The sequence below is a fragment of the Prevotella sp. P6B1 genome (assembly GCF_000702825.1).
Lineage (GTDB): Bacteria > Bacteroidota > Bacteroidia > Bacteroidales > Bacteroidaceae > Prevotella.
In genome coordinates, this window is record NZ_JNKF01000011.1 from 66,857 (window position 1) to 90,773 (window position 23,917).

The 23,917-nt window shown below is 42.5% G+C and carries 25 protein-coding genes; 9 read left to right on the top strand and 16 right to left on the bottom strand.

Annotated features, from left to right (window positions below; translation table 11 throughout):
• Positions 1 to 586 precede the first annotated feature (586 nt).
• The 3 genes from T495_RS0104255 to T495_RS0104265 all read right to left on the bottom strand — a co-directional run bounded on the left by T495_RS0104255 (position 587) and on the right by T495_RS0104265 (position 2,287).
• On the bottom strand, positions 587 to 952 hold the full coding sequence (locus T495_RS0104255; protein ID WP_028908559.1) for a type II toxin-antitoxin system HigA family antitoxin: 366 nt from the start codon (positions 950 to 952) through the stop codon (positions 587 to 589).
• A 3-nt stretch (positions 953 to 955) separates the two neighbouring features.
• Entirely contained in the window at positions 956 to 1,252 is a 297-nt protein-coding gene (locus tag T495_RS0104260) for a type II toxin-antitoxin system HigB family toxin (protein WP_033147751.1), read from the bottom strand.
• A gap of 171 nt (positions 1,253 to 1,423) precedes the next feature.
• Positions 1,424 to 2,287 (bottom strand): helix-turn-helix domain-containing protein, encoded by an 864-nt coding sequence (locus tag T495_RS0104265; protein WP_033147752.1) that lies wholly within the window; start codon positions 2,285 to 2,287, stop codon positions 1,424 to 1,426.
• A gap of 191 nt (positions 2,288 to 2,478) precedes the next feature.
• Here T495_RS0104265 and T495_RS0104270 point away from each other — a divergent pair, with 191 nt between their 5' ends.
• Together T495_RS0104270 and T495_RS0104275 are read left to right on the top strand one after the other, a co-directional pair.
• On the top strand, positions 2,479 to 3,000 hold the full coding sequence (locus T495_RS0104270; RefSeq protein ID WP_028903863.1) for a hypothetical protein: 522 nt from the start codon (positions 2,479 to 2,481) through the stop codon (positions 2,998 to 3,000).
• A 198-nt stretch (positions 3,001 to 3,198) separates the two neighbouring features.
• The gene (locus tag T495_RS0104275; RefSeq protein WP_028903862.1) at positions 3,199 to 3,981 is read left to right on the top strand and encodes a hypothetical protein; all 783 of its coding nucleotides are present in this window, start codon (positions 3,199 to 3,201) and stop codon (positions 3,979 to 3,981) included.
• Between the two features lie 60 nt (positions 3,982 to 4,041).
• Here T495_RS0104275 and T495_RS0104280 read toward each other — a convergent pair whose 3' ends face one another.
• Positions 4,042 to 5,403 (bottom strand): TrpB-like pyridoxal phosphate-dependent enzyme, encoded by a 1,362-nt coding sequence (locus T495_RS0104280; protein WP_028903861.1) that lies wholly within the window; start codon positions 5,401 to 5,403, stop codon positions 4,042 to 4,044.
• A gap of 113 nt (positions 5,404 to 5,516) precedes the next feature.
• On the opposite strand from T495_RS0104280, the gene T495_RS0104285 reads away from it, so the two are divergent.
• Positions 5,517 to 6,950: a sodium:solute symporter gene (locus T495_RS0104285; RefSeq protein ID WP_028903860.1), complete on the top strand. Its 1,434-nt coding sequence runs from the start codon at positions 5,517 to 5,519 to the stop codon at positions 6,948 to 6,950.
• Here the strand turns inward: T495_RS0104285 and T495_RS0104290 are convergent.
• From T495_RS0104290 to T495_RS0104305, 4 genes are all read right to left on the bottom strand, one after another.
• Positions 6,871 to 8,457 carry a response regulator gene (locus tag T495_RS0104290; protein WP_197018853.1) on the bottom strand — a complete coding sequence of 529 codons (1,587 nt, stop codon included), beginning with the start codon at positions 8,455 to 8,457 and terminating at the stop codon, positions 6,871 to 6,873. The two genes, T495_RS0104285 and T495_RS0104290, sit on opposite strands and share 80 nt — an antisense overlap.
• 408 nt (positions 8,458 to 8,865) lie before the next feature.
• A complete protein-coding gene (gene trxB, locus T495_RS0104295; RefSeq protein WP_028903858.1) occupies positions 8,866 to 9,798 on the bottom strand; it encodes a thioredoxin-disulfide reductase in 933 nt (310 codons plus the stop codon).
• A gap of 29 nt (positions 9,799 to 9,827) precedes the next feature.
• Positions 9,828 to 10,379, bottom strand: a complete 552-nt coding sequence (locus tag T495_RS0104300) for a glutathione peroxidase (RefSeq protein WP_028903857.1) — start codon at positions 10,377 to 10,379, stop codon at positions 9,828 to 9,830.
• Between the two features lie 105 nt (positions 10,380 to 10,484).
• Positions 10,485 to 10,739 (bottom strand): type B 50S ribosomal protein L31, encoded by a 255-nt coding sequence (locus T495_RS0104305; RefSeq protein ID WP_013064062.1) that lies wholly within the window; start codon positions 10,737 to 10,739, stop codon positions 10,485 to 10,487.
• Between the two features lie 150 nt (positions 10,740 to 10,889).
• Between T495_RS0104305 and T495_RS0104310 the strand changes: the two genes are divergently transcribed.
• From T495_RS0104310 to udk, 3 genes are read left to right on the top strand one after another with little or no spacing between them, the layout of a single operon-like run.
• A complete protein-coding gene (locus T495_RS0104310) occupies positions 10,890 to 11,936 on the top strand; it encodes an endonuclease/exonuclease/phosphatase family protein (protein WP_028903856.1) in 1,047 nt (348 codons plus the stop codon).
• Positions 11,933 to 12,511, top strand: coding sequence for a uracil-DNA glycosylase family protein (locus T495_RS0104315; RefSeq protein WP_028903855.1), 579 nt, complete (start codon positions 11,933 to 11,935; stop codon positions 12,509 to 12,511). Before T495_RS0104310 ends, T495_RS0104315 begins: the two co-directional genes overlap by 4 nt.
• Positions 12,508 to 13,122, top strand: a complete 615-nt coding sequence (gene udk, locus T495_RS0104320) for a uridine kinase (protein WP_033147753.1) — start codon at positions 12,508 to 12,510, stop codon at positions 13,120 to 13,122. Before T495_RS0104315 ends, udk begins: the two co-directional genes overlap by 4 nt.
• Here udk and T495_RS0104325 read toward each other — a convergent pair.
• Complete coding sequence (locus tag T495_RS0104325; protein WP_231495051.1) at positions 13,109 to 13,753, bottom strand: DUF308 domain-containing protein; 645 nt, start codon at positions 13,751 to 13,753, stop codon at positions 13,109 to 13,111. The genes udk and T495_RS0104325 overlap by 14 nt on opposite strands.
• A gap of 87 nt (positions 13,754 to 13,840) precedes the next feature.
• Between T495_RS0104325 and T495_RS0104330 the strand changes: the two genes are divergently transcribed.
• The gene (locus tag T495_RS0104330; RefSeq protein ID WP_028903852.1) at positions 13,841 to 14,347 is read left to right on the top strand and encodes a histidine phosphatase family protein; all 507 of its coding nucleotides are present in this window, start codon (positions 13,841 to 13,843) and stop codon (positions 14,345 to 14,347) included.
• A gap of 3 nt (positions 14,348 to 14,350) precedes the next feature.
• Here T495_RS0104330 and T495_RS15530 read toward each other — a convergent pair whose 3' ends face one another.
• Complete coding sequence (locus tag T495_RS15530; RefSeq protein WP_033147754.1) at positions 14,351 to 15,223, bottom strand: hypothetical protein; 873 nt, start codon at positions 15,221 to 15,223, stop codon at positions 14,351 to 14,353.
• A 160-nt stretch (positions 15,224 to 15,383) separates the two neighbouring features.
• Here T495_RS15530 and T495_RS0104340 point away from each other — a divergent pair, with 160 nt between their 5' ends.
• Together T495_RS0104340 and T495_RS0104345 are read left to right on the top strand one after the other, a co-directional pair.
• Entirely contained in the window at positions 15,384 to 16,910 is a 1,527-nt protein-coding gene (locus tag T495_RS0104340) for a capsule assembly Wzi family protein (RefSeq protein ID WP_033147755.1), read from the top strand.
• A gap of 47 nt (positions 16,911 to 16,957) precedes the next feature.
• Positions 16,958 to 17,365: a lipocalin-like domain-containing protein gene (locus T495_RS0104345; protein WP_197020342.1), complete on the top strand. Its 408-nt coding sequence runs from the start codon at positions 16,958 to 16,960 to the stop codon at positions 17,363 to 17,365.
• Here the strand turns inward: T495_RS0104345 and T495_RS15535 are convergent.
• From T495_RS15535 to T495_RS0104375, 6 genes are all read right to left on the bottom strand, one after another.
• Positions 17,362 to 18,840 carry a sugar transferase gene (locus T495_RS15535; RefSeq protein ID WP_231495053.1) on the bottom strand — a complete coding sequence of 493 codons (1,479 nt, stop codon included), beginning with the start codon at positions 18,838 to 18,840 and terminating at the stop codon, positions 17,362 to 17,364. The genes T495_RS0104345 and T495_RS15535 overlap by 4 nt on opposite strands.
• Before the next feature lie 167 nt (positions 18,841 to 19,007).
• Complete coding sequence (locus T495_RS0104355) at positions 19,008 to 20,144, bottom strand: glycosyltransferase (RefSeq protein WP_033147757.1); 1,137 nt, start codon at positions 20,142 to 20,144, stop codon at positions 19,008 to 19,010.
• Between the two features lie 33 nt (positions 20,145 to 20,177).
• On the bottom strand, positions 20,178 to 20,900 hold the full coding sequence (locus T495_RS0104360) for a glycosyltransferase (protein ID WP_033147758.1): 723 nt from the start codon (positions 20,898 to 20,900) through the stop codon (positions 20,178 to 20,180).
• Positions 20,897 to 21,739, bottom strand: a complete 843-nt coding sequence (locus tag T495_RS0104365; protein ID WP_051651847.1) for a glycosyltransferase family 2 protein — start codon at positions 21,737 to 21,739, stop codon at positions 20,897 to 20,899. Before T495_RS0104365 ends, T495_RS0104360 begins: the two co-directional genes overlap by 4 nt.
• Positions 21,736 to 22,938: a hypothetical protein gene (locus T495_RS0104370; protein WP_033147759.1), complete on the bottom strand. Its 1,203-nt coding sequence runs from the start codon at positions 22,936 to 22,938 to the stop codon at positions 21,736 to 21,738. Before T495_RS0104370 ends, T495_RS0104365 begins: the two co-directional genes overlap by 4 nt.
• The gene (locus T495_RS0104375) at positions 22,928 to 23,803 is read right to left on the bottom strand and encodes a chain-length determining protein (RefSeq protein WP_197020344.1); all 876 of its coding nucleotides are present in this window, start codon (positions 23,801 to 23,803) and stop codon (positions 22,928 to 22,930) included. The genes T495_RS0104370 and T495_RS0104375 overlap by 11 nt, the downstream gene beginning before the upstream one ends.
• Between the last annotated feature and the right edge of the window lie 114 nt (positions 23,804 to 23,917).

Consider the following 23,917-nt stretch of genomic DNA (forward strand, 5'->3'; position numbering starts at 1 on the left):
CCCACCAAATGTTTTCGAGGCTATTGTTGCGAGCAAGTGTTGCAATGTTGCCGTTGCAACGTTGCATGAAGGAGTATAATAACTATTTTAAATTATTTCTATTTATCATAATCCGCTAATATATATCGGATATCCATCCTGTGTAGGGGTAGGATAGTCCTTATTGCAACGTTGCAACGGCAACGCTGCAACGTTTACCTGTTAGCGTGTGTGTGCTCAGGATGGTGAAAATGTACTGTTTGTGCGGCTCAAATGTATTGTTTTTTCGTTGTGAGTGTATAGCTCGTGGCTGCCGCTTGTACGGAGCAGAAATCTTGCGTGTTGCTATGCGTGCCAGCGCTCAAATACAGAAAAATTATTTCCCTAGTTAGGGAGAAAAATTTCCCTAACCTGCGCGTAAAAACCGAGCCGTAATATATCTGGCAGATAAATTACTTTTATCCACCCGAAAGATTACTGCAATCTCCCAGATTGCTTACTGCATGTAAAAACTATTCAAAAACGCCAGTTTAGGCACTATTAATGCTAACAATTGCTACGATTAATAGTAACAATTGCGAGGACTAATAGTAGCAATTATTTAGGGTTATACGCCTAAAACAATAGCGGGGTCGATGTTAAGCTTTTTGCTTATTTCGCGCCCGATTTTAAGAGAGGGTTCACTCTTTCCTGTCATAATTTCGCTTACGCGAGCGGTGCTCAGTCCGAGCATTTCTGCAAGTTTGGTCTGAGTAATCCCCATTTCGTAGAGACGCAGTTTTATGGTTTCTATTAGCGTGGGGGCTTCAATAGGATAATGTTCCTCCTCATAATCTGCTACGAGGTCAGAAATCAAATCCAGTTCCAACATGTTTTTATCGTCAGCAGGGGTGTCGTTGCCAACAATCTTCAACAACTCGTTTATTCTATCACAAGCTGCTTTGTACTGCATTTCGTTTTTAATCTGTGTCATAGCTTATATGTTTTTAATATCCTTTATTTTGTCATATTCCTCATGCGTGCCAACAAATCGCATATATACCTTTTTGTGTATAAAGATAACGATGGCTACTATACGATAGTTATTGCCCTTAATATCGAACACATATCTGTCGTTGCCAACATAGTCAACGGTATTGAACGTTTTCTTGATGTCAGCCAAGCACGTCCATTCTGCCTTACAAGTTCTTTTGTACCAATCGCGGAGAGCCACATCTGCATCAGCATGTTTGGCTATAAACTCTCGTATCATGGCAAATGATATTACACGCATTATTTTCTTTTTGCGGCAAAATTACGAATAAAATTCGGTATAACCAAACGTTTTTCGGAAAATCTAAATATTTTATAGTATAATCATGATAATAGATAAGTTACGGCAATCTCCTAGATAAGTACCGCCTTGTAAAAATCCTTCAAAATCGGCAATCACCTACCACGTTATTTATGCATGTTTCTTTTTATACTCCTGCGGATATATGCCGGTGGCACGCTTGTAGTATCGGCAGAAATTAGCGGTGGATGAGAAACCGAGTTGGTAGGCTGTCTCCTTGACCGTCTTTTCGGGATGAATATCCATGATAAGCTTCGCCTGTGTTGCTACATACTGCTGAATCCACTCCAAAGGCGAGAGACCGTTGCTGTACTGACGGAATATTTTTGAGAAATAACGCGGATCGTAGTGCATCAGCCCCGCATAGTAATTTACATTGCGATTCTCGCGGTAGTGTTCTACCACCAGATCGCAGAACTGTTTGTAAATCGTAGCCGGACGGCTCTCCGTCCATTGTCTGTCCTGCTCGCGACGATAGTAATTGACAAACTCGTAGCACACAGCCAGATGCGACAATAATATCTGCCGTCGCAGTTGCAGGTCAGTGGTGTCGTGCGAAGCAATGGCTTCTAACAGTTCGAGCAACGCCATCATGCGCTTGGCTTGCACATCGGTAAGATGGCAGTGTGGCGCGTAGTTGAACTTGTGTGAATCATGACTAAAGCCATGCGCCTTCAGCTCGCTAATCATTTCTGCAGAGATAAAAACGCGTGTATAAGTGAAATCGTCTGAACACGCGATGCTTCGATACACATGGCCGGGCATGAGGATTCCATAATCGTCTTTTTCAATTGTAAACTCCTGCATGTCGAACTTGACGCGCGCACTACCGCGAAGACATAAAAGAGAAACTACATGAGGAAACACGATATCCTCGCCCGTAAAGTGGAAACCGTGTATCTCCTTATCCACACGCACTCCGTTTTGCTCAACGAACTGTAACAACTGTGCTAACGTTGGCTCTGTCTGCATCATTCTTTTGACATTTATGGCTGCAAAATTACAACTTTTATTTCAAATTTCAGCAGCAAATCACACTTTTTGACAATAAAAAGACAAGAATCGACAATATTTTATTTCTGCAATAGTTGTACACCTCACAAAAAAGCAGTACTTTTGCCGAAATTTTAAAAATCTCTGAACATAGATAGGTATATTTAATAGGAATGGAAACAGACAAGAAGAGCTTTACATTAGGCGAAATCGCAGATTTACCATGGTTGACCTCACAAATCAACAAGAAATATGAGTATATGATAACCTCGCGATACATCTGCATACGTGAGGAATCCGAGGGTCAGCGCGGCATTCTGCTGAAAGTACTGGGCAAGACACCCCGTAAGTATATCACGATGCAGGGTGGTAAACCTTTTTGTAAGGACGACAAGTACGAGGGCTTTAACTTCGACACATATTACAGTTTCCGTTTCCCGTTGATGAAAGAACTACAGACTGTGCTAGATATCCTAAAAAAAGACCCAAGCCTCCTCAATATATTCGAGAAGGCAGGAATGCCCATAAACCCCGATTCTACATTCTGGGTGCGCGACACGGCCAGCCGCCTCTTCTTCCTCAAGGAGCCGCAATACTACGACGCAAGCCAAGGCCAAATCGCCACCACCTCAGACAACGAAACCCATCACCGTCTGACCATAGCCTATTTCTACAAGTCGAATATAAGTTGGTGAATGAGAATAGGAAGCCTGAGGCGGATTCTTATCTAACTTGAATGAAGATGGAGAAGAAGTAGATTTTTATATACTCAGAATGGCATTTACTAATAGTTTAATTAGAATTTAAATATAATTTCTTGCAAATATCAATAATAATCTTTATCTTTGCAATTGAGAAATATCGAAAGAGTTCTAACTGAAATAATTAAGCTTATGAAAAAACGACTGATTGCATGTTTAATGCTGTTGATGGGAATAACTACTGCATCGGCACAAGAGTCTTATGAGCGTGGGGTTTTTAACCACGTAGGTTTGAATGTATCGGCAAGCACCGAGGGTATCGGTGTGGGTGTAGCTGCACCTATTACCGACTATCTGGAACTGAGTGCTGGTGTGAACTTTATGCCAGGCATCAAGATTAAAGGAGACGTTAACGTAAATTACAACATTTCTCCCGACATACCAGTATATGTACCCAGCAAAGACAAAGTAAAAATTACAGGAAACCTGAAGCGCACAACGATGGATGTGAAGCTGAATATCTATCCATTCGGAGGTAATTCCACTTTCTTCGTGGCTGGTGGTTTCTCGTTTGGCGGCGAGAAGCTTGGCAAACTGAATGGTCACAGCGACGCTATACAGGGTATTATCGAAGATTATCCTGCATTTAAAGACGTGATTCTGAATGGCATCTCTGCCGAACTTGACAAATATAATGTTAAGTTTGACGACAAGGGTGATATCAACGGTGACATCCGCGTAAAGAATTTCCGTCCATATGTCGGACTGGGTGTGGGACGCCTGGTACCCAAGCATCGCGTAGGTTTCCGTTTCGAGGCTGGCTGCCAGTTTATGGGAAAACTTAAAGTATATCAGGACAATAAGGAGGTTAAGATAAACGAGTTGAATGATAGCGATGACGACATTTCGAAGCTTATTGATAAGTTGACAGTTTATCCAGTGCTGAAACTTACGATAACAGGACGCATATTCTAAACAAAAACAATAATCCCCACTCACAAACGAGTGGGGATTACTATTTCAGATAAAATAGGATTACTGCTTATCCAGTTCGGCCAGGTTCTGGGCAATCATCTCGTCAGTAACGGTGTAGTTCTGCAAGTCGCCCTTGATGAATGAATCATAGCTTGGCATATCGATAAGTCCGTGACCTGAGAGGTTGAAGAGGATAACCTTCTCTTCGCCTGTCTCCTTGCACTTCTTGGCTTCACGGATAGTGGCTGCGATAGCGTGACAGCTCTCTGGAGCAGGGATGATACCCTCGGTGCGTGCAAACAGCATACCAGCCTCGAAGGTCTCGAGCTGTGGAATATCGACACCACGCATCAGACCGTCCTTCAGCAACTGGCTCACAATCATACCTGCACCATGATAGCGCAGACCACCAGCGTGGATGTTGCTGGGCTTGAAGTTATGACCCAGGGTGAACATAGGCAGCAGTGGGGTATAACCAGCCTCGTCGCCGAAGTCGTAGCGGAACTGACCACGTGTGAGCTTAGGACAGCTGTCGGGCTCGGCAGCGATAAACTCGGTCTTCTTGCCATCGCACAGGTTGTGGCGCATGAATGGGAAGGCGATACCACCGAAGTTTGAACCACCACCAAAGCAAGCAATCACGATATCAGGATACTCGCCAGCCATCTCCATCTGCTTCTCGGCCTCAAGACCGATGATGGTCTGATGCAAACCTACGTGGTTTAATACCGAACCTAAGGTGTATTTACAGTTTGGTGTAGTTGTAGCCAGCTCAACAGCCTCAGAGATGGCTGTACCTAATGAACCTGAATGGGTAGGATCCTTAGTCAGGATGTCCTTACCGGCGCGGGTTGACATCGAAGGTGAACCCTCTACCACAGCACCAAAGGTACGCATGATGCTTGAACGGTATGGCTTCTGCTGCATGGTAATCTTTACCTGATAAACAGCGCAGTCGAGACCATAGATTTTGGCAGCGTATGAAAGGGCTGCTCCCCACTGTCCGGCACCGGTTTCGGTGGTTACGTTAGTGGTGCCTTCCTGCTTGGCATAGTAGCACTGAGGAATGGCAGAGTTGATTTTATGTGAACCCAATGGGTTGGTGCTTTCGTTCTTGAAATAGATATGGGCAGGTGTTCCCAAAGCCTCTTCAAGTGCATAGGCGCGTACCAATGGAGTAGAACGATAGAACTTGTACTTCTCGAGCACCTCTTCTGGAATATCAATCCAGCGATGCTCAGTATCAAGCTCCTGTACACAGCACTCACGAGGGAAGATGTGTGCCAGATCGTCTACACCCAGAGGCTGCTTGGTGGCAGGATGGATGGGAGGCATTGGTTTGGTTGGCATGTCTGCCTGAATGTTGTACCACTGTGTGGGAATCTCACTCTCTTGGAGGATGAATTTTTTTTGTTTAGACATAATATAATACGTTTTAGAATTTGGAATTCCGACTGCAAAGATAACATTTTTCGTTGATAATTGACAGTTGGTAATTGATAATTTTGAAAAAAAGTGTAACTTTGCACCCAATTATGTGGATGATTGCAATAATATTAGGCTATTTTGCAGTTTTGTTCGCTATCAGCCGACTGACTGCACGGCGTGCTACGAATGAAACCTTCTTTCGCGGCAATCGTCAGTCGCCTTGGTATATGGTGGCATTTGGCATGGTGGGAGCCTCGATATCTGGTGTGACCTTTGTGTCAGTGCCGGGTATGGTGACCCAAATCGATATGACTTATATGCAAACCTGTTTGGGATTTATATTGGGTTATATCGCTGTGGCTTTCATTCTGCTTCCCCTCTATTATCGCCTGAACCTGACAACCATCTATTCCTATCTGGGACAGCGATTGGGGCAGCGTGCCTACAAGACTGGGGCCTCGTTTTTCCTGCTATCTAAGATGATAGGCGCCGTGGTGCGTTTTTATGTGGTCTGTATGATTCTGCAGCAGTTCGTATTCGATGAGATGGGCATCCCGTTTGTGGTAACCGTATCGGCGATGGTTGCCCTTATCTGGTTATACACACGGGGCGGGGGCATCAAGACGCTGGTCTGGACGGATACATTTCAAACCATCTGTCTGTTCTCTGCTCTTCTCCTTATTATATATAAGGTGGTGGGCGAATTGGGATTGACGATACCTGAGGCTGTTAGTGCCATAGCTGCCGATGAACATAGCAGGATGTTTGTGATGGATGATTGGGTTTCGAAGCAGAATTTCTGGAAGCAGTTTCTGAGTGGTGTGTTCATCGTCATTGTGATGACGGGCCTCGATCAGGATATGATGCAGAAGAACCTGACTTGCAAATCGCTGCGCGAAGCCCAGAAGGATATGTGTACGTATGGCGTGGCTTTTGTACCTGCTAATTTGTTGTTCCTCTCGCTGGGGGCTCTGTTGGTGATGCTGGGCGAGAGTGGGGTGTCTGATGCGCTGCTGCCTGGATTCGTTCAGCGTAGCGGACTGTCGGTATTGGTTCCCTTTACAATAGGTATCGTGGCGGCATCGTTCTCGAGTGCTGATTCTGCCTTGACCTCGCTAACTACCAGCTATTGTGTGGATATCAGGGGTAGGGCAGGTGACGAAATACTACGCAAACGGGCGCATCTGATGATCAGTCTGATGTTTGTGGTGATGATTCTGTTGTTCAGAATGCTGAACTCTACCAGCGTTATTGATGCCATCTATACCATCTGCGGATATACCTACGGTCCGCTTTTAGGCCTCTTTGCCTTTGGCATGTTGACCAAGCGTATGCCTCGTGACCATTATGTGCCATATATCTGTATAGCATCGCCATTGGTGTGTTATGCCATTGATGCATTAACCTGGTATTTGGCAGGCTATCACTTCGGTTATGAACTATTGATGATGAATGGTGCGTTTACTTTTCTTGGCCTCCTCGTCTCAAGTTCTGCAAACTCTCCAAAAACTCCTTCGGCTGAGTGCCAAACTGCTTCTTGAAGCATGTGGCAAAATAACGTGGGTCGTGGAATCCAACACTGTATGCCAAATCGCTGACTCTCAGATTAGGATTCTCCATGCCCAGTCGTCTGGCCTCTTTCATTCTGACATCGCGGATGAAGGTCGATACGTTCATGCCTGTAATTGAGCGCAGCTTGTTATATAAGGTAGAAGCACTGGTTCCCATATCAGCAGCTAATGCGTCTCTATCGTAGGATTCGTCATCAATATGGGCATGAATATGTTCTAATACGTGGTTGACAAAGATCTCGTCAGGATTTGGGGCTTTCGAAATATGGTGTATCTCTTCTTCTGCCGACATCTGACTGTATTCCGTCTGCATTCGCTTTCGGTTCTCAATGATATTATCGATGCGTAGTTTCAGATCACCCAGGCGGAATGGTTTTCTGAGATATTCGTCGGCACCGCATTGGAGTGCCTCCTTCTCGTCTTCCTCCTGGGTCTTTGCTGTCAGGAGGATGATGGGCAGGTGATTGAAATTGGGGTCTGTTTTGATGGCTTTTGTCAGTTCCAGTCCATCCATCTCGGGCATCATCACATCAGAGATGATTAAGTCGAGATCCTTTTCGCGAATCACTTTCATGGCTTCGCTGCCATTTCGGGCTATATACACATGGTAGCTCGACTTAAGCAGTTGTTGCATCAGCATCAGAAGTTCCAGATTATCCTCAACTACAAGCAGCTTGTAGCCATCCTCTGTAGGCTCTTCTGGGTCTGCATTTATATCTGGTATAATCGTGTTGATATCAACAATCGCATTCTTTGGAATATTGAAGTCTATCTTGTGCTGTTCATCTATCTGATTAGGAGCGAACGCTTCTTTATTAATAGGTAGTTTTACTATGAACTCGGTTCCTTGCCCAACTACGCTTTTACAATTGATGGTTCCTTTGTGCAGATACACCAGATCACGTGTCAATGAGAGGCCCAGACCTGTGCCGATCGTTTGATGTTGACGATAGTCACCATCATGGAAACGCTTGAACAGGTGTTTCATCTGTTTGGGGGATATGCCGTCTCCATCATCGCTCACGGTGATTTCTATCTCGTCGTAATTGGTATTGGTGATGGCACTGATGGAAACATTACCGCCTTCTTTGCCGTATTTTGCAGCATTCGACAGAAGGTTATAGATGATTTTGTCCAATTTGTCAGTATCAATCCACCCCATCATGCTCTCTGGTTGACAGGTGATGGTGAATTTCATGTCCTTTTTGGCAATGAGTGGCCCAATACATTCTGCTGTTTGGCGGATGTATTTCATCACATCGCCTTGAGCAACCATCAGTCTGAGTTGGCCAGCCTCTGATTTGCTGGTTTCCAATATCTGTTGCAGTAGCCTTACCATGCGCTGGATATTGAATTGCATCAGATCATATTCGTGACAATACTGGGGTTCCGTATCACGAAGTTTGTCTACTGAAGCAGAGATGACTGAAAGCGGGGTGAGTAACTCGTGCGTGATATTTGTAAAAATCGCACTCATCTGAATTCTTCTCCGTACTTGTTGGCTTCGCAGATACAGACGTCTTCCTGCGAAGAAAATAATGGTCACTATCGCCATTATTAGGAGGGTTAATAGTAAACGGCTGTCCATTATTGATAAAATTGACTTGTGCAAAAATAGTTATTTTTTTAATACGAGCCTAATTATTTCGATAAAATTTGCTTTTTGAAGCGTTAAAATGTTTAAAAATGATGATTTTATGTTGATTTTTAGTTAAATCACGCATTTTAAACATTAAAAATCTTAATTTAAACACGTATTTAAAAAACTTGATGTATATTTGCAGCAGAAAAAGATTTTAATGGTTAAGGTTTATGGTTGATTAATTTAGTTTTTTAAGTAATTTGGTGAAAAGGTTCGTCGTGAGACGAGCCTTTTCAAATTATATTACCTGTTCAACAAGAATCTCTCAGCTTCGATAGCTGCTTGGCAGCCAGAACCTGCAGCGGAGATAGCCTGTCGATATACGGGGTCAGCGCAATCGCCTGCAACAAATACGCCTGGAATCTTGGTCTTTGGCGTACCGTCAATCTTCTTCAGATAGCCTGTCTCGTCCATATCCAACCACTCCTTGAAAATGTCGGTGTTGGGCTTGTGGCCAATTGCAAGGAAGAATCCGTCGATAGCAATGTCAACCAGTTCCTCATCGGCTTCACCCTTACGCTTAACCAGATGGGCACCTTCAACACCATTCTCGCCATAAAGACCAAGGGTATTATGCTCGAAAAGAATCTCGATGTTCTCGTTCTCCTTTACGCGCTGTTGCATCACCTGAGAAGCGCGAAGGAAAGGTTTGCGGACAATCAGGTAGACCTTTTTGGCCAGTCCTGCCAGATAGAGAGCGTCTTCGCAAGCGGTATCGCCGCCACCTACTACTGCCACAGTCTTCTTGCGATAGAAGAAACCATCGCAGGTAGCGCATGCAGAAACCCCCTGTCCGTTGTACTTGCGCTCGTCGTCAAGTCCTAAATACTTGGCAGAAGCACCAGTGGCAATAATTACGGTATCAGCTTCAATCTCTGTACCATCGTCGGCAGTGCAAACGTATGGAGCTTTCGAAAAGTCAACCTTGACAATCTCTCCACTACGGATATCTGTTCCAAAGCGTTGAGCCTGTTCCAGCAGATCCATCATCATCTGATTGCCGTCAACACCCTGAGGATAACCTGGGAAGTTCTCAACCTCTGTGGTCTGGGTGAGCTGTCCGCCTGGCTGCATGCCGCTATACTCGATTGGACTCAAGTTGGCACGTGAGGCATAAATGGCTGCAGTATAACCTGCGGGGCCACTACCGATAATTAAACACTTGGTATGTTCCATATGATAACTGTTTATTATGATGTTGGCTATTACTTGAGCAGTTCTTCGATCTGCTTGGCAATATTGTCGATGTTCTCAGTGGGCTCGAAGCGTGCAACTACCTGTCCTTTCTTATTAATAAGGAATTTAGTGAAGTTCCACTTGATATCTGCTTTCTGCTTATAGTCAGGATCCTCTTTTGAAAGCATGTCGTCGAGGATGGGGGCTATCTTGTGGGTCATGTCCCAACCGGCGAATCCCTTCTGTTCCTGAAGGAACTTGTAAAGAGGATCAGCGTCGTCGCCATTTACCTTTACCTTCTTGAAGCGAGGGAATTCTGTACCAAAGTTCAGTTTACAGAACTCATGGATGCTCTCATCAGTACCAGGAGCCTGCTGACCAAACTGGTTGCATGGGAAATCGAGAATCTCAAAACCTTGACTGTGGTACTTTTCATAAAGTTTCTCCAATTCATCGTACTGTGGTGTAAATCCACATTTTGTTGCTGTGTTTACAATCAGCAACACCTCGTTGGCGTATTCCTTCAGAGATACGTCCTTACCTTTTCTGTCTTTGACAGTGAAGTCATAAACTGTTTTCATATCGTGTTGTAATAATATTCCTATTGTAATATAATAAAAAAAGATGCGGCCTTGGCATATGCAACTACCATGGACGCATCTTTTAATGTTCTTTGCGGTTTTATCTTACTTCTTCGCAGCCTTACCGTAGCGGCTCATGAACTTATCGACACGTCCTGCAGTGTCAACGAGCTTGCTCTTACCTGTATAGAATGGGTGAGAGGTGCTTGAAATTTCGACTTTTACCACTGGGTAAGTTTCGCCTTCGAATTCTACAGTGTCATTTGTCTTTGCAGTAGACTTCGTAAGGAACATATCGCCGTTGGACATATCCTTAAATACGACGGGGCGATAGTTTTCTGGATGAATACCTTTTTTCATTTTGAGTTTAAATATTAATGTTATAAATATAAATTTCGCATAAAGCGGGTGCAAAGTTACGAAGTTTTTTCTGAATTTACAAACTTTTTGTGTTTTTTTCTTTGTTTACTCAGATTTTTGTGCTATTTTTGCATCATAATTAGTACTAATATGCGAAGATTTCAGTTTTTATCGTTATTTTTACTCCTCGTTTTGGTAGGATGCCATGCCAAAAACAAAAAAGGACAGCAGGTGTATGGTATCGGTTTCTATAATCTGGAAAACCTGTTTGATACGACTCATGATGAAGGAAAGAATGATTACGAATTTCTGCCAGAGGGTAATTTTAAATGGGATACGGAAAAATACACCAATAAGTTAAAGAATATGGCTCGTGTGTTGGCTGATATGGGAACAGATCAGCTTCCGGATGTAGGTTGTGCAGCTATTGGTGTGGCTGAGGTGGAAAATGCCAAGTGCTTGACCGATCTTGTGAACCAGCCGGCACTCAAAGCGCGCGGTATCCAGTTCGTACATGTGGAAGGTCCCGATCAGCGTGGCATCGATTGTGCATTGCTCTATAATCCCCAACTGTTTAAGGTGAAGAACTATAAGCTCGTACCTTATATATATAATAGGCCTGAGGATGCGGGCCGTGCCACCCGTGGGTTCCTGGTGGTGAGCGGCATGCTGGCAAAAGAGCATGTAACTATTATCGTTAACCATCTGCCTTCGCGTGGAGCTGCTTCTTATACTCGTGAGGATGGTGGAATGCAGCTACGCGCAGTCAAGGATTCGTTACAGAAAGACGATCCTAATGTGAAATTATTCATTATGGGCGATATGAACGACGATCCTCAGGATTTGTCGATGTCGAAGTGCTTAGGTGCTAAGCGCGAAATGAGTGAAGTAGAAGAGGGGGGTCTATTTAATCCTTGGTGGAATATGTTGGCTTCTGGTCAGGGTACACTCCAGTTCCAAGGTTCTTGGAATCTGTTCGATCAGATTATCCTATCATCTAATCTCCTCAATCAGACTGGTCAGAAGGACTTCTCTACCTTGAAACTTCTGGATTATCAGATTTTCCGCCGCGATTATCTGATTCAGCAAGATGGACCGTTTAGGGGAAATACCTTGCGTACAAGTGCTGGTGGTAAGTGGTTGAACGGTTATAGTGATCATTTGCCAACTTTGGTTTACTTAATGAAGGAGAAATGAGTGAGATAGTAGAGCGACATCCATTCGAACCGTTTCTGCCTGCGAATGCCAAGTTGTTGATGCTTGGTACTTTCCCGCCTGCAGAGAAACGATGGTGTATGCGTTTCTATTATCCCAATTTTATTAATGATATGTGGCGTATTTTTGGCATCTGTTTCTTTGATGACAAGCAGCATTTTGTGCTTGAACAGGAGAAGCGGTTCGACTTGGAACGTATCATTCCTTTCTTGAATGAGAAGGGAATAGCCATGTATGATACCGCCACCCGTATTCGCAGAACCAAGGATAATGCATCTGATAAGGATCTGGAGATTGTTGAACCAACCGATCTCGATGCTATGCTCAGAAGCTTACCTTGTTGCGAGGCTGTGATAACAGCAGGCCAATTGGCTACAGATTTGTTTTGTAATCATTATGGAATCATGAGCCCCAAGGTGGGGGAGTATGCAGATTTTAAGCTCGATGGCAGAATGCTGCGTCTTTATCGCATGCCCAGCAGTTCGAGGGCCTATCCCATGAAAACAGAACGTAAAGCAGACTTTTATAATATTGTGTTTAAATACTTAGGATTATGACAATCATTGGAATTGCAGGAGGTACAGGTTCTGGTAAGACTACCGTTGTTAAGAGAATATCCAAAGCTCTGCCTCCACATTGTGCAGCAGTTGTGCCCCTCGACTCGTATTACAACGACACTACAGGGTTGACGCCCGAAGAGCGTAAGGCTATCAACTTCGACCATCCTGATGCTTTCGACTGGAAGCTCCTGACGGAACACATCAAGAAACTGAAGAATGGTGAAGCAATTGAACAGCCTACCTATTCATATATAGAGAGCAACCGTCTGAAGGAAACCATCCATGTAGAGCCTAAGCCTGTGATTATCATTGAGGGAATCATGGCTTTGCATTACAAGAAACTCCGTGATATGATGGATTTGAAGATTTTTGTGGATACGGATAGCGATGTACGACTGATTCGTAACATCCGTCGCGATGTTGTAGAGCGTGGACGTACGGTAGATATGGTTCTGGACCGCTATGAAAAGGTACTGAAGCCCATGCACGAACAGTTTATCGAACCAACCAAGAAGTTCGCTGATCTGATAGTTCCCTGGGGAGGTGATAACCGTACGGGTATCCACATCCTCAAAACATATATCGAAGGAATCGTTACGGGAGTGTAGTCACTTCCGTAACATCTTCTTTTACTTCCTCAGCTACAGGAATCTCCTGTGCTTTCTCTGCTTTTCGCTTGTTTGACTGGATTTTCAGCGAGTTGATGATTTCTGTTATACCATACAACAGTGAGCACCAACCAAGTATGAGCATAGCCATGCTGGCAGGGCTCATTGGCCTGAGTATGACATAAAGACCTGTAAGCAGGATTACAGATGGAAATATCCAATAAGCAAAACTCATTTTCCCGAATCTGCGTGCTTTTACAAGTACCATATACTGGTTAATAGCGCCAAGTATCAGTATAGCTCCAATGATATACATGAGCGCTGTAATAAAGATGTGTGGGGTGATGGCTAACAACAATCCTAAGATAATACTACCTAATCCAACAAGTGGAAATGTTGGTTTTTCGCCCGTGATGACATTGCCTTCAGCATCGGAAATCTTATAGTCGGATACATGTTTGTTGGCGTTGAAATACACAACCATCGATATGACACCTGATAATAGGAACAGAATGCCAATAGCAACTGTGATCCATGTAACGGTGTTATCTGGGTACTTAATCAGCATGATACCAATGGCTATGGCGCAAATGGCACGGAAAATGGAACTTTGTAGTATCTTCATCTTCATAATTTCTTGGTTTTACGGTGCAAATATAGTAAAATAAGGTGGAATGAGCAAATAATTCTGTAATTTTGCAGCAAAATTTAAAAGATGATGACAACTTTATACTTGGTTAGACACGGCGAGACGATAGATAACGCTAATCAGATTATGCAGGGACAGACCCAAGGTGAACTGAACGAGAATGGTATTCGCCAGGCTCAGGAGTTCAGTCGTGATTGGCAGGATAAACCACTTGATGTTGTTCTGGCCAGCGACTTGAAACGCTCTATTGATACTGCACGTATCATTGCCGAACCACATCAGTTGGAGGTACTGACGACACCCTTGCTTCGCGAACGCGACTGGGGTAGTTTTACTGGTCGTTATATTCCGGATTTAAAAGGTGAGACATGGCCTGATGATATTGAAACATTAGAGAACCTTCTTTCCAGGGCAGGCGAATTCATCGCTTATGTCAGAGAGACATTCCCGGGAAAGAAGGTATTGGCCGTAGGCCATGGCATCATCAACAAAGCTATACAATCATATTACTATCAAAAACCAATGAGCGAGATTCAAAGGATGCAGAACGCTGAAGTCCGCATCCTTGAGTTATAGTTCCTATCGACGACCTCCCATGCGGCTACCACCAGAGTGGCTTGAGCCTGAAGAAGAGTTGTTAGAGCTGCTATGCGAACTGCTGCTGCCTACGCTGCGAGTTCCGTGTGAACTGCTGTGTGATGAACCACCGCGATAGCCTCCAAACGAACTGTTGTTGCGATGTGAGTCGGAATGGCGGTATACATCGTCGTTTCGATGGGTGTCGTTGCGGCGATTGATGCCGTTGCTGCGATTTTCGTAGTGGCGGTTCTCTGGTCGGCTTTCGATACGATGGCTATTGGGACGACTCTCGAAACGATGACTATCGTGACGACCAGTTACGCGGGTAGAACTGTGACGAAGATTGCGGAAGTCTCCACGAGTCCAACGATCGTGCATGCCAAAGTGCTCTCTGTGAGTAGGGCGGAAGTGCTCTCTACGTCCATAGTAGTAGCCATGTGTACCGTGGATGTGCCAAGCGTGTCCACCACGATAAGTTGCATAGAAGTGAGGACGACCGAAGTAGAAGAAATCGCGATGTGGATAGCGACGATAGATGCCGAAGTGCCAGTATCCAGCCTCCCAATAAAGTGGACGGTAGAAGTAGGATGCTGCAATATAGGCATTCCACTGCCAGTCGAACAGGATGTAGCTCAAATCGAGATTTCTGCGCTCCCAATAAGTGCCGAATACATCATCGCGTCCAGCTACTCCCATCAGATAGTCGAGGTTTATTTCATAGGCAGCCTCGTACTGTTCGTCAGTGAGATTCAGCTCGTACGCCATCTTATCGGTGAGAAACAGGGCTTCGTTGCGAGCCTGCTCATAGCTCATTGCACTTGCTGTCATAGTTGAGGTCAGCATCACCATCAGTGCGAATATCATCTTCTTCATAATCGTATCATTTTAATTGGTTCGACATTCAAATTATTGTTTCACGTTGCAAAGAAACAACATTTCTATCTCATATACAAAGGATTTTCCCTAAATGGGCAGAGGAAAATCCCTATATGTCTTTTAATTATGAATATTTTTGTGTAATTTTGCCCCCAATATGAAGAAATTTGTATCTATATTATTAATAATGTGTAGCTCTCTGGTTATGAGCGCTCAACAACGTTCGCTTACCGATAGCATTCATTATCGGGCGGAGATGCAGGCTACGCTATCTGATGGTGACCATACCCCTTTGTGGCTGAATGCTAATAAGTATGGACTCAGTTCACTCAAAACAGCCAATGGCTATCTGCGTGAATCTATAGAGCGCCCGCTTTCTGCTGATGATAATCGGAAGTGGGGGATAGGTTATGGTGCTGATATCGCGGTGGCTGCTGGTTTTACAAGTACAGTGATTTTACAGCAGGCATATGTAGAAGGCCGATGGCTGAAGGGGACGCTGACTGTCGGAGCCAAGGAATATCCCATGGAACTGAAGAACCAGGAGTTGAGTACAGGCTCACAGACGCTTGGTATCAATGCCCGCCCAGTGCCTCAGGTACGTTTGGCGTTGCCTGAATACTGGACAATCCCTGGTACAAATAACTGGTTAGCGCTGAAAGGCCACATCGCTTACGGCAAGACCACCGATGATAATTGGCAAAAGGATTTTGTTGGCCCCAATCTGCGCTATACAGAAAACACCCTCTATCACAGCAAAGCCGGCTATCTGAAGATAGGTCCAAAGAGGATCACGCTGGAATTAGGCGCCGAGATGGCTTGTCAATTTGGTGGCAAGAGCTATTACTATTCTGGTGAAGATTTACAGGTATATAAGAATTCATCAGGTTTCAAAGCTTTGTGGCAAGCATTGATTCCTGGTGGCAGCGATGCTACTGATGGTGATTATCAGAATGCGTCAGGTAATCACTTAGGAAGTTGGGTGGCTCGATTAAATTTTGATTATCCTAAATGGAATTTAGGTCTCTATGCCGATCACTTCTTTGAAGATGCATCTGGTATGTTCTTATTAGGATATAATGGTTATGGTTCTGGTGAGCAATGGAATTCCAAAGAAAGTAGTCGTTACTTTTTATACGATATGAAGGATTGCTTGTTAGGTGCGGAATTGAAATTGAAGAATGTTGATTGGCTTAGTAATCTGGTAATAGAGTATATGTATACGAAATACCAAAGCGGTCCTGTTTACCATGATCATACCCAAACTATCAGTGACCATCTGTGTGGTCGTGATAATTATTATAACCACAATCTATATACAGGTTGGCAGCATTGGGGGATGGTAATGGGTAACCCTCTATACATGTCGCCACTTTATAATCATGATGGACGGATTGAAATCATGAATAACCGTTTTGTTGCCTGGCATATAGGTTTGAGTGGTTCGCCAGTTCGTCAGCTTCATTATCGTGTGTTGGCTACTTGGCAGAAGGGGTATGGTACATATTATCACCTTTTTGATAATCCGCGTGAAACAGTCAGTTTGTTAGCTGAGGTTGACTATTGTTTGCCTAAGGGTTGGCGCATTAAGGCTGCATTTGGTACAGATTCAGGTAAGTTGTATGGCAATAACTATGGCGCGCAGTTCACAATTGCTAAAACAGGACTATTAAAATTGAAGTAATTATGAAAAAACGTTCGTTATTATATATAATAGGTATATGTGTTCTGATGGTATCATGTAATCTTGATTCCTCGAGTAATGGTCATCTTGATGGTTTGTGGCAGTTGCGAACTATTGAGAATCTGAAGACAGGAGAGATAACTGATGGACGTCAGAATGAAGTACGTTGGTCTATTCAGGCCGATTTGTTGATGATGTTTGCCGAAACCCATACTCAGTTTACTGAAGTGATATGCCGCTTTAAGCACGAAGGGCAGACGTTAGAGGTTTCTGATCCACATTACTCAGGTCGCTTTATCGAAGAGGTTGGCGATGATCCTGCTGTTGACGATCCTGCGGTATTGAATACTTTGGGATTATATAACTTAAACGAATCGTTTCAAATCATAACACTAAATAGTAGCGACATGATTCTACAATCTGAAACTGTTCGTTTGCAGTTCAAGAAATATTAGAATATCTTTCCAGATATGATTCTAACGAATGTTACCCAGAGAATTTTCATATCCATCAAGAGTGATTGGTGCTCCAGATAGTATAAATCGTATTCCAGTCTTTTCAGCATTTTCTCGATGGTGTCTGTATATCCGTTGTTCAGGGTGGCATAGCTTGTAACGCCTGGCCTTATCTGGTACATCTTTTCATATCTGGCATCCCGTTCCATAATTTGTTTGATGTAATAAGGTCGCTCAGGACGATAGCCCACAAACGACATGTCGCCTACAAACACATTCCACAGTTGTGGTAGTTCGTCTATATGATGTCTGCGTAGCTGTTTGCCAATTTTCGTCATTCTGTCTTCGTTCTCATGTTGATAAAGCATTTCGCCATCCTTTTCTGCATCAGTTCTCATCGTTCTGAATTTATAGATGTAAAATGGCTTCCCCGCTAATCCTATTCGTTCTTGTTTATAGATAGCTGGACCTCCCCCCAGCTTTATAGCCAGAAAGCATGTCAGCATCAATGGTGAGAACAGTATCAAGCATGCAAAAGCTGTTACGCAGTCAAAGGCACGCTTCAGATACATGCTGTTGATATATTGGTTGATACACATGTTGATGATACAATAAATAACAGAGTCGATGAATAGAATCCATGTTTGTGTTAATGTACCATGTAGCATATAGTTTAGTATAGCAAAGAATGCTGCGAGTAATAAGATTGACACAAGCGCTTGATGTTGTGACATGCCGGCTCGCATCAGTTTGTGGTGGATATGGTTCTTGTCGGCATCGAAGATAGGGTAGTGGTGGCGCAGTCTATAGAGTGTCACTCTTACCACATCGGCGCATGATACAAACAGTAGCGAAATGGGTATCATAATAGCTTCTGGACGTGTCGGCCAGATGGCTGTATTGTCCATGGCGCATTTGATAGTCAGAAAACCTAATGAAAAACCTAATGTCAAACTGCCAGAGTCGCCCATGAATATTTTTGTGTTATTCTTGGCTTTTCCAAACAGATTGAAAAACATAAAGGCGATGAGTGCACCAATCATGCCGCAGATAATGATGCTGTATGTTTGCATAAACACATCGTAGTAAACAAAATAAGCCAGAAACCCAGTGAATGCAAACAGCGATAATCCAGAGGCCAGACCATCGATACCGTCAATGAGATTGATGGCATTGTCGATATATACGATGAGAAGAACTGTCAAAGGCGCACCTATTATATAAGGTATCTCGTAGATGCCAAACAGGCCATATAGGTTGTTTACGTATAATCCAGAAAGTGGTAACAGGCACGCCACAGCGATTTGTGCAGCAAACTTTGAACTGGCCTTTAGTCCAGTCAGATCATCAACGATACCTACTGCATAGATGATGGCAATACCAATCAGAAAACTTGCATTCCAAATGTTAACAGGAATTGGGTCTTCACCATTTATATAAAAGAAGGTTATCAGTACAATGAACGACAGCATCATACTGGGAAAGAATGAAATCCCTCCAAGTCTGGGAATAGCTTTCTTGTGGATATTCCGTTCCGCTGGTATATCGTAGAGTTTCCTCTTTTTGCAGAATCTCAGAATTGCAGGTGTGAATGCAAACCCACAAATGGTACTTAATATAAATGCGAAGAGTAAATATATAGTCATAAGTTATTATTGTCTATTAATTCGTTAAGTATTTTCCCAGCTTCGATATTAGCTTGTTCACTTGTAAACATGGATGCTACACGCTTCTTGCCAGCTGCTGCATATTGATAATACATATCGTGATTGCTCAGTAGCTTATCAATTGCTTCTGCATAGGCTTTGACATCGCCTAATTCCACTTCGATGCCTGTCTCATTTTTGACAGAAACCCAGTTTGCCCCCGATCCTTCAATGCTGAATGTAACAGGTACGCATCCGCAATACATGGCTTCTGCTAATGCAATGCCAAATGCCTCTTGCTTAGTGCATGAAGTAAAGGCAAAGATGTCTGATGCGTAATAATAGCATCGAAGATACTCATTAGGAATACGCCCAATAAACTTGATTCGATCAGAGTGACATGATGCTTTGAGCTTTTCTGTCTCAGATCCTCTTCCACCAATCAGTATGATACAATCAGATTTGATGTATTTCTCTGCTTCTATCAGGTAGTTAAGCCCTTTATAGGTAGCATGACGACCAACAAAGAATACGATTTTCTTATTGTGATATCTGGTCTTAATCTCTTGTATGGTTATCTCATCGCCAAGTCTCCATTGAAAATCCTTTTTGATGATGCCATTTGCTACAACTTTTGTTTTGTTGCTATAGGGAAAAATCGGACTTGATTCATGTATATAGTTGTTGCTGGTAGCCAGTATCATGTCTGCTTTTCTTAGAATCTTCTTCTCGGAATTACTGATCAGGCGGTATAGCAATCCTTTGCCAAGAATATCCGAGTGCCAGTATAATACCAGTTTCGTATTTCGGGGAGTCAGCTTAGCTGTGATAGGATAGAGAAACGGGTTGGGGCAGTGAAGCAGAATGATATCTGGTTGAACCTCGTAAATAATCTTTTTGAGATAATAGTAATAGCTGAATGCAATATCCTGGCTTGAAATCTTTATTGATGGGGCTATACGATATACTCTTACTCCATTGATGTCATCCATTCGTGTAATACCGTCTTGACTGAAGCATACAACTATATGCCTGAAGGATGTCAGTCCCTCTGCCATATATTTCGTTACAGTTTCAATGCCCCCTTCTACGGGGTGGTAGTATTTCGCTATTTGAAGTATAGTTTTCCTCATCGGCTATATGTTATACTTTAATAACGATATGCCTTACATATTATTGTGTGAGATAAGTGCTTTAACAATAAGTAATCGATATTTTAACTTAAATGCCAATGAAGTCTTGTTTTCTTTTCCACTATACGTTACGGTTCCTGTATGTCGTCTGTAAATAACGAGTGGTTGCTTTATATAACCAACCCTGAAAAAACGTTCTGCTGTTAATCCAATCCAAAGGTCGTGTGCCACTCCATGTTTGGGGAAAGGAAGTGCTTTCTGATATACATCTTTTCTGAAGGCCATACAGCACCCCAGATAATGAGATTTAATTATATTATTGAGTACGCCAGTCTTGAAGGGTCTGATGTCTGAATACATCTTGCCCGTTGTATTTAATGCCTCATCCCCTATGATGCAGTTCGAAATAACCAGATCGTATGATTTGAGTTGTTGAATTGTGGTTTCCACCTTGTTGGGCAGCCAGAAATCATCTTGGTCTGCTAAGAAAATAATATCTCCATTCGCATGCGATAATGCATTAACGAAGTTGTGAGTGCTTCTATCAATGTGGAACATGGCGTGAATATCCGCTTCATGGAAATATAGATGGATGCGTGCATCTTTGAGTGATTTGATGATTTCTATTGTATTGTCTGTAGAATGGTCGTCTGATATAACAATCTCATCATTCATCGACAATTGGGGTAATATGGATTCCAATTGTTGACGAATAAATTTCTCACCATTATATGTCGCAATGCAAACAGAGATCATAAGCGCTTGTTTGTTCTGTATTTGTATCTTAATTTGTTGTATATGTATTTTATAATTGAACCATATCCTAAAGCACGCATCATACAATAGGTATCTTTGTTGAGTTTCAGAATGCGATATAAGTGGCGTACTCTATATGAAATGGTTAGATGTTTAATGTTAACAGCACCTAATGTGTTATTGCCGTGTTGACGATAATATACAAGAGGTTCTGATAAATAGGATAATACTCCATGAGCTTTTGCTGTACATAGTGTAATCCACGTATCGTGCATCGTTGCTGACGTGTATGGATATTGAATACTCTTTTTGGCAGCATGATTAAACAGCATCGTACAACCTGTAATAAGGTTGGATGCAGCTAACTCGTCGAAGGATGTTAGGAATTCAGGATGGATGCCCGAATATTTCAGAAAGGATTCTGATATCAAGTTCAATTGGGAATCAACAACGAAAAGGTCAGAAAAAACAATGATAGGCTTGTTTCCTCCATATTTGAGCTCTTCGCTGTTCATTTGCTCAACTTCTTTTTCTATCTTGTCTTTTTTCCAAACGTCATCCTGGTCTGAAAACATATAATAAGTTGCATCTACTCTTTCCAATAAACTCATGAAATTCTTCATGGCTCCTCCTTGGGGAGGATAGTTGAGAAAGGTGATCTGATTGGGATGCTTTTCTGCATATTCTTGCAAGATGCTACAGGTCTGGTCCGTTGAGCCATCATCGTGTATATAGAGGTGCCACAGTTCATATGTCTGTGACAAAATGGAGTTAATTTGCTCTCTTATATATTTCTCTCCATTATATGTTGCCATTAAGATGCCGACTTGTTCTCTCATTGTGTAGTGCTGAATTGTTTGGTGATTTTCTCCCTGTATGAATATGCAATCAGTAGTGCTAACATTCCTGTGGACGATAATAATAGAGGGTTGGTACCAGCTATCGCAAGATAAGCTACATAGGTCCAGAAAAGAGAAAAGGTCAGATTATCTGCACGATATTTCCATAATGAAATAAGAGGAAAGGCAAACACACCAATAATTGGTAGTGAGAATAATCCAAACCAGCGTATAAGATCAAGATAAGACCACTCGGTTTGAAATACCCAGCTACCAAAACCTTCTGTAAAGAAGTTGGCTCCAGGTCCTTGACCAGTGATTAATATCCAAGGATTGTTCTCGAATAATTCGATATAGGATACGATGTGTCCGTATTTGATGGCATTTGAATACTCTTGTGTCTCGCTGGCCAGAATCAGAATTGTAGATACGAATATGATAGCACCAATGAAGAAAAGTGGATAGAATATTCTTTTTGCTTGAGGGTTATTCCTATATATACTGAATAAACATATACCTATGATAAAGAATGGTATCAGCATGGTGCTACGTGTGCCGCTGAATAGGAAATAGAATAGTATGAAAATAAAAGTCAGAAATGAACCAAACGTTCTAAGACGCTTATCGATAAATTTGTAGAAGTAGAATGTCACCACCAAGAACATTGCCACTGTTGATTTGAGGTACATTAAAAAGAATTCGTGCCCCCAGAACCATCTTCTTGTCATGAAGATGCTTTCATTCTCAATAGAATCAGTATTGTATAATATTCCTTCAACCTCAGGAAATATTAATATCAGACAGAAAAAAGTATCCATTAATATACAGCAGAAGAGGGTAGGAATGCGCGAAAGGTTTAATAAATCAAACTCGCGTACCCATAGCAGCAGAATGATAGGGGAGATTGACTTGAAAATATGTAGTACATCTTCGGTATCAATATTCCTCATATTTATTGCGGCTATTAGCCAAGGTATTAAAACTGCCAGGAACATCATGCAGATTAAAGGCAGTTTTGAGAAGTCTGGCTTATAAAAGATAATGCAGAATGCTGTTAGCAATATAAACAGGATGTCTTTTTTATGCAGTAAGGTGTTGGCTGGGTCAATAAGGATTACGAATATCAGCATCAGAAACAGAGCGTTCCCAATAAAGCGTATGATATCCTTTATGTTTATTTTCCCTAATTTAAGCATCATATTTATATAGAATCCATGCGGATGTGCCCATAAACGCTATAATCATAAAGGCTAATGTGATAAGCATCGTCTTGGGTGAGGATTTCCTGATAGGGACTATGGCTGGTTCAATAACAGCATAGACAGGAGTACGTTCTAATACTTTTCCTTTGGCAATTTGAAGTTGTTGTAATAGCTGTGTGCAGATGTTGAATTTTATCTGCATCTGATTCTCGAGTTCTTCCTCCTTTGTTGAATATGATTTCATTGAGATTCTATCATGTGCGTCAGAATAAGATGCATATCGTATTCTGGCTTTATCATATTCTATTTCTGCCTTGTTGTATAGATCCTGTAGATAGGCTACGTCGTGTCTGGCTTTTGATGTGCGATAATTTATGATGAACGACTGCAGGCGGTTGCTTACAGAGTCAACCAATTCTGTACTAATGAGTGGGTCTTGAGCTGTGGCTGTGATGGTGATAAAACCATCTTTGGGATCAAGCTTACATGTTAACATGTTTTCTATTTGTTCGGCTATCTTCCATTCTTCTTGTGAAAGATAGTTCGAAGGTTTAACCTTTTCCGATAATTGGGGGGCGCTATTATTGCTTGATAATAATTTCATTGGATTCAACATGCACCACCAAGGTTCTTTCTGATGACTCTTGCAGTATTCGTATAATGTTGTTTTAAGGCTGCCGTCAAGCGACGTTACCTGAATGTCGAAGATGCTGACAATGAACTTCTTTGACTTTAAGATGTTAGGATAGTACATGGGACTTATTGCATCTTCGCTTAAATTAATATCGGCACCAATCAATGAGGTTAATGTGCTGAGGCCACCTAATGAGTTGGTTCCATTACTACTTTCTGGCGAAAGCATAACCCTTGACTTGTACTGTTTTGGAATACTGAATGATACAATTATTCCAAATATGAATGCAATACCACATGTAATGAAGTATAGCCTCTTATAGCTTAGTATCAATCGGATCAT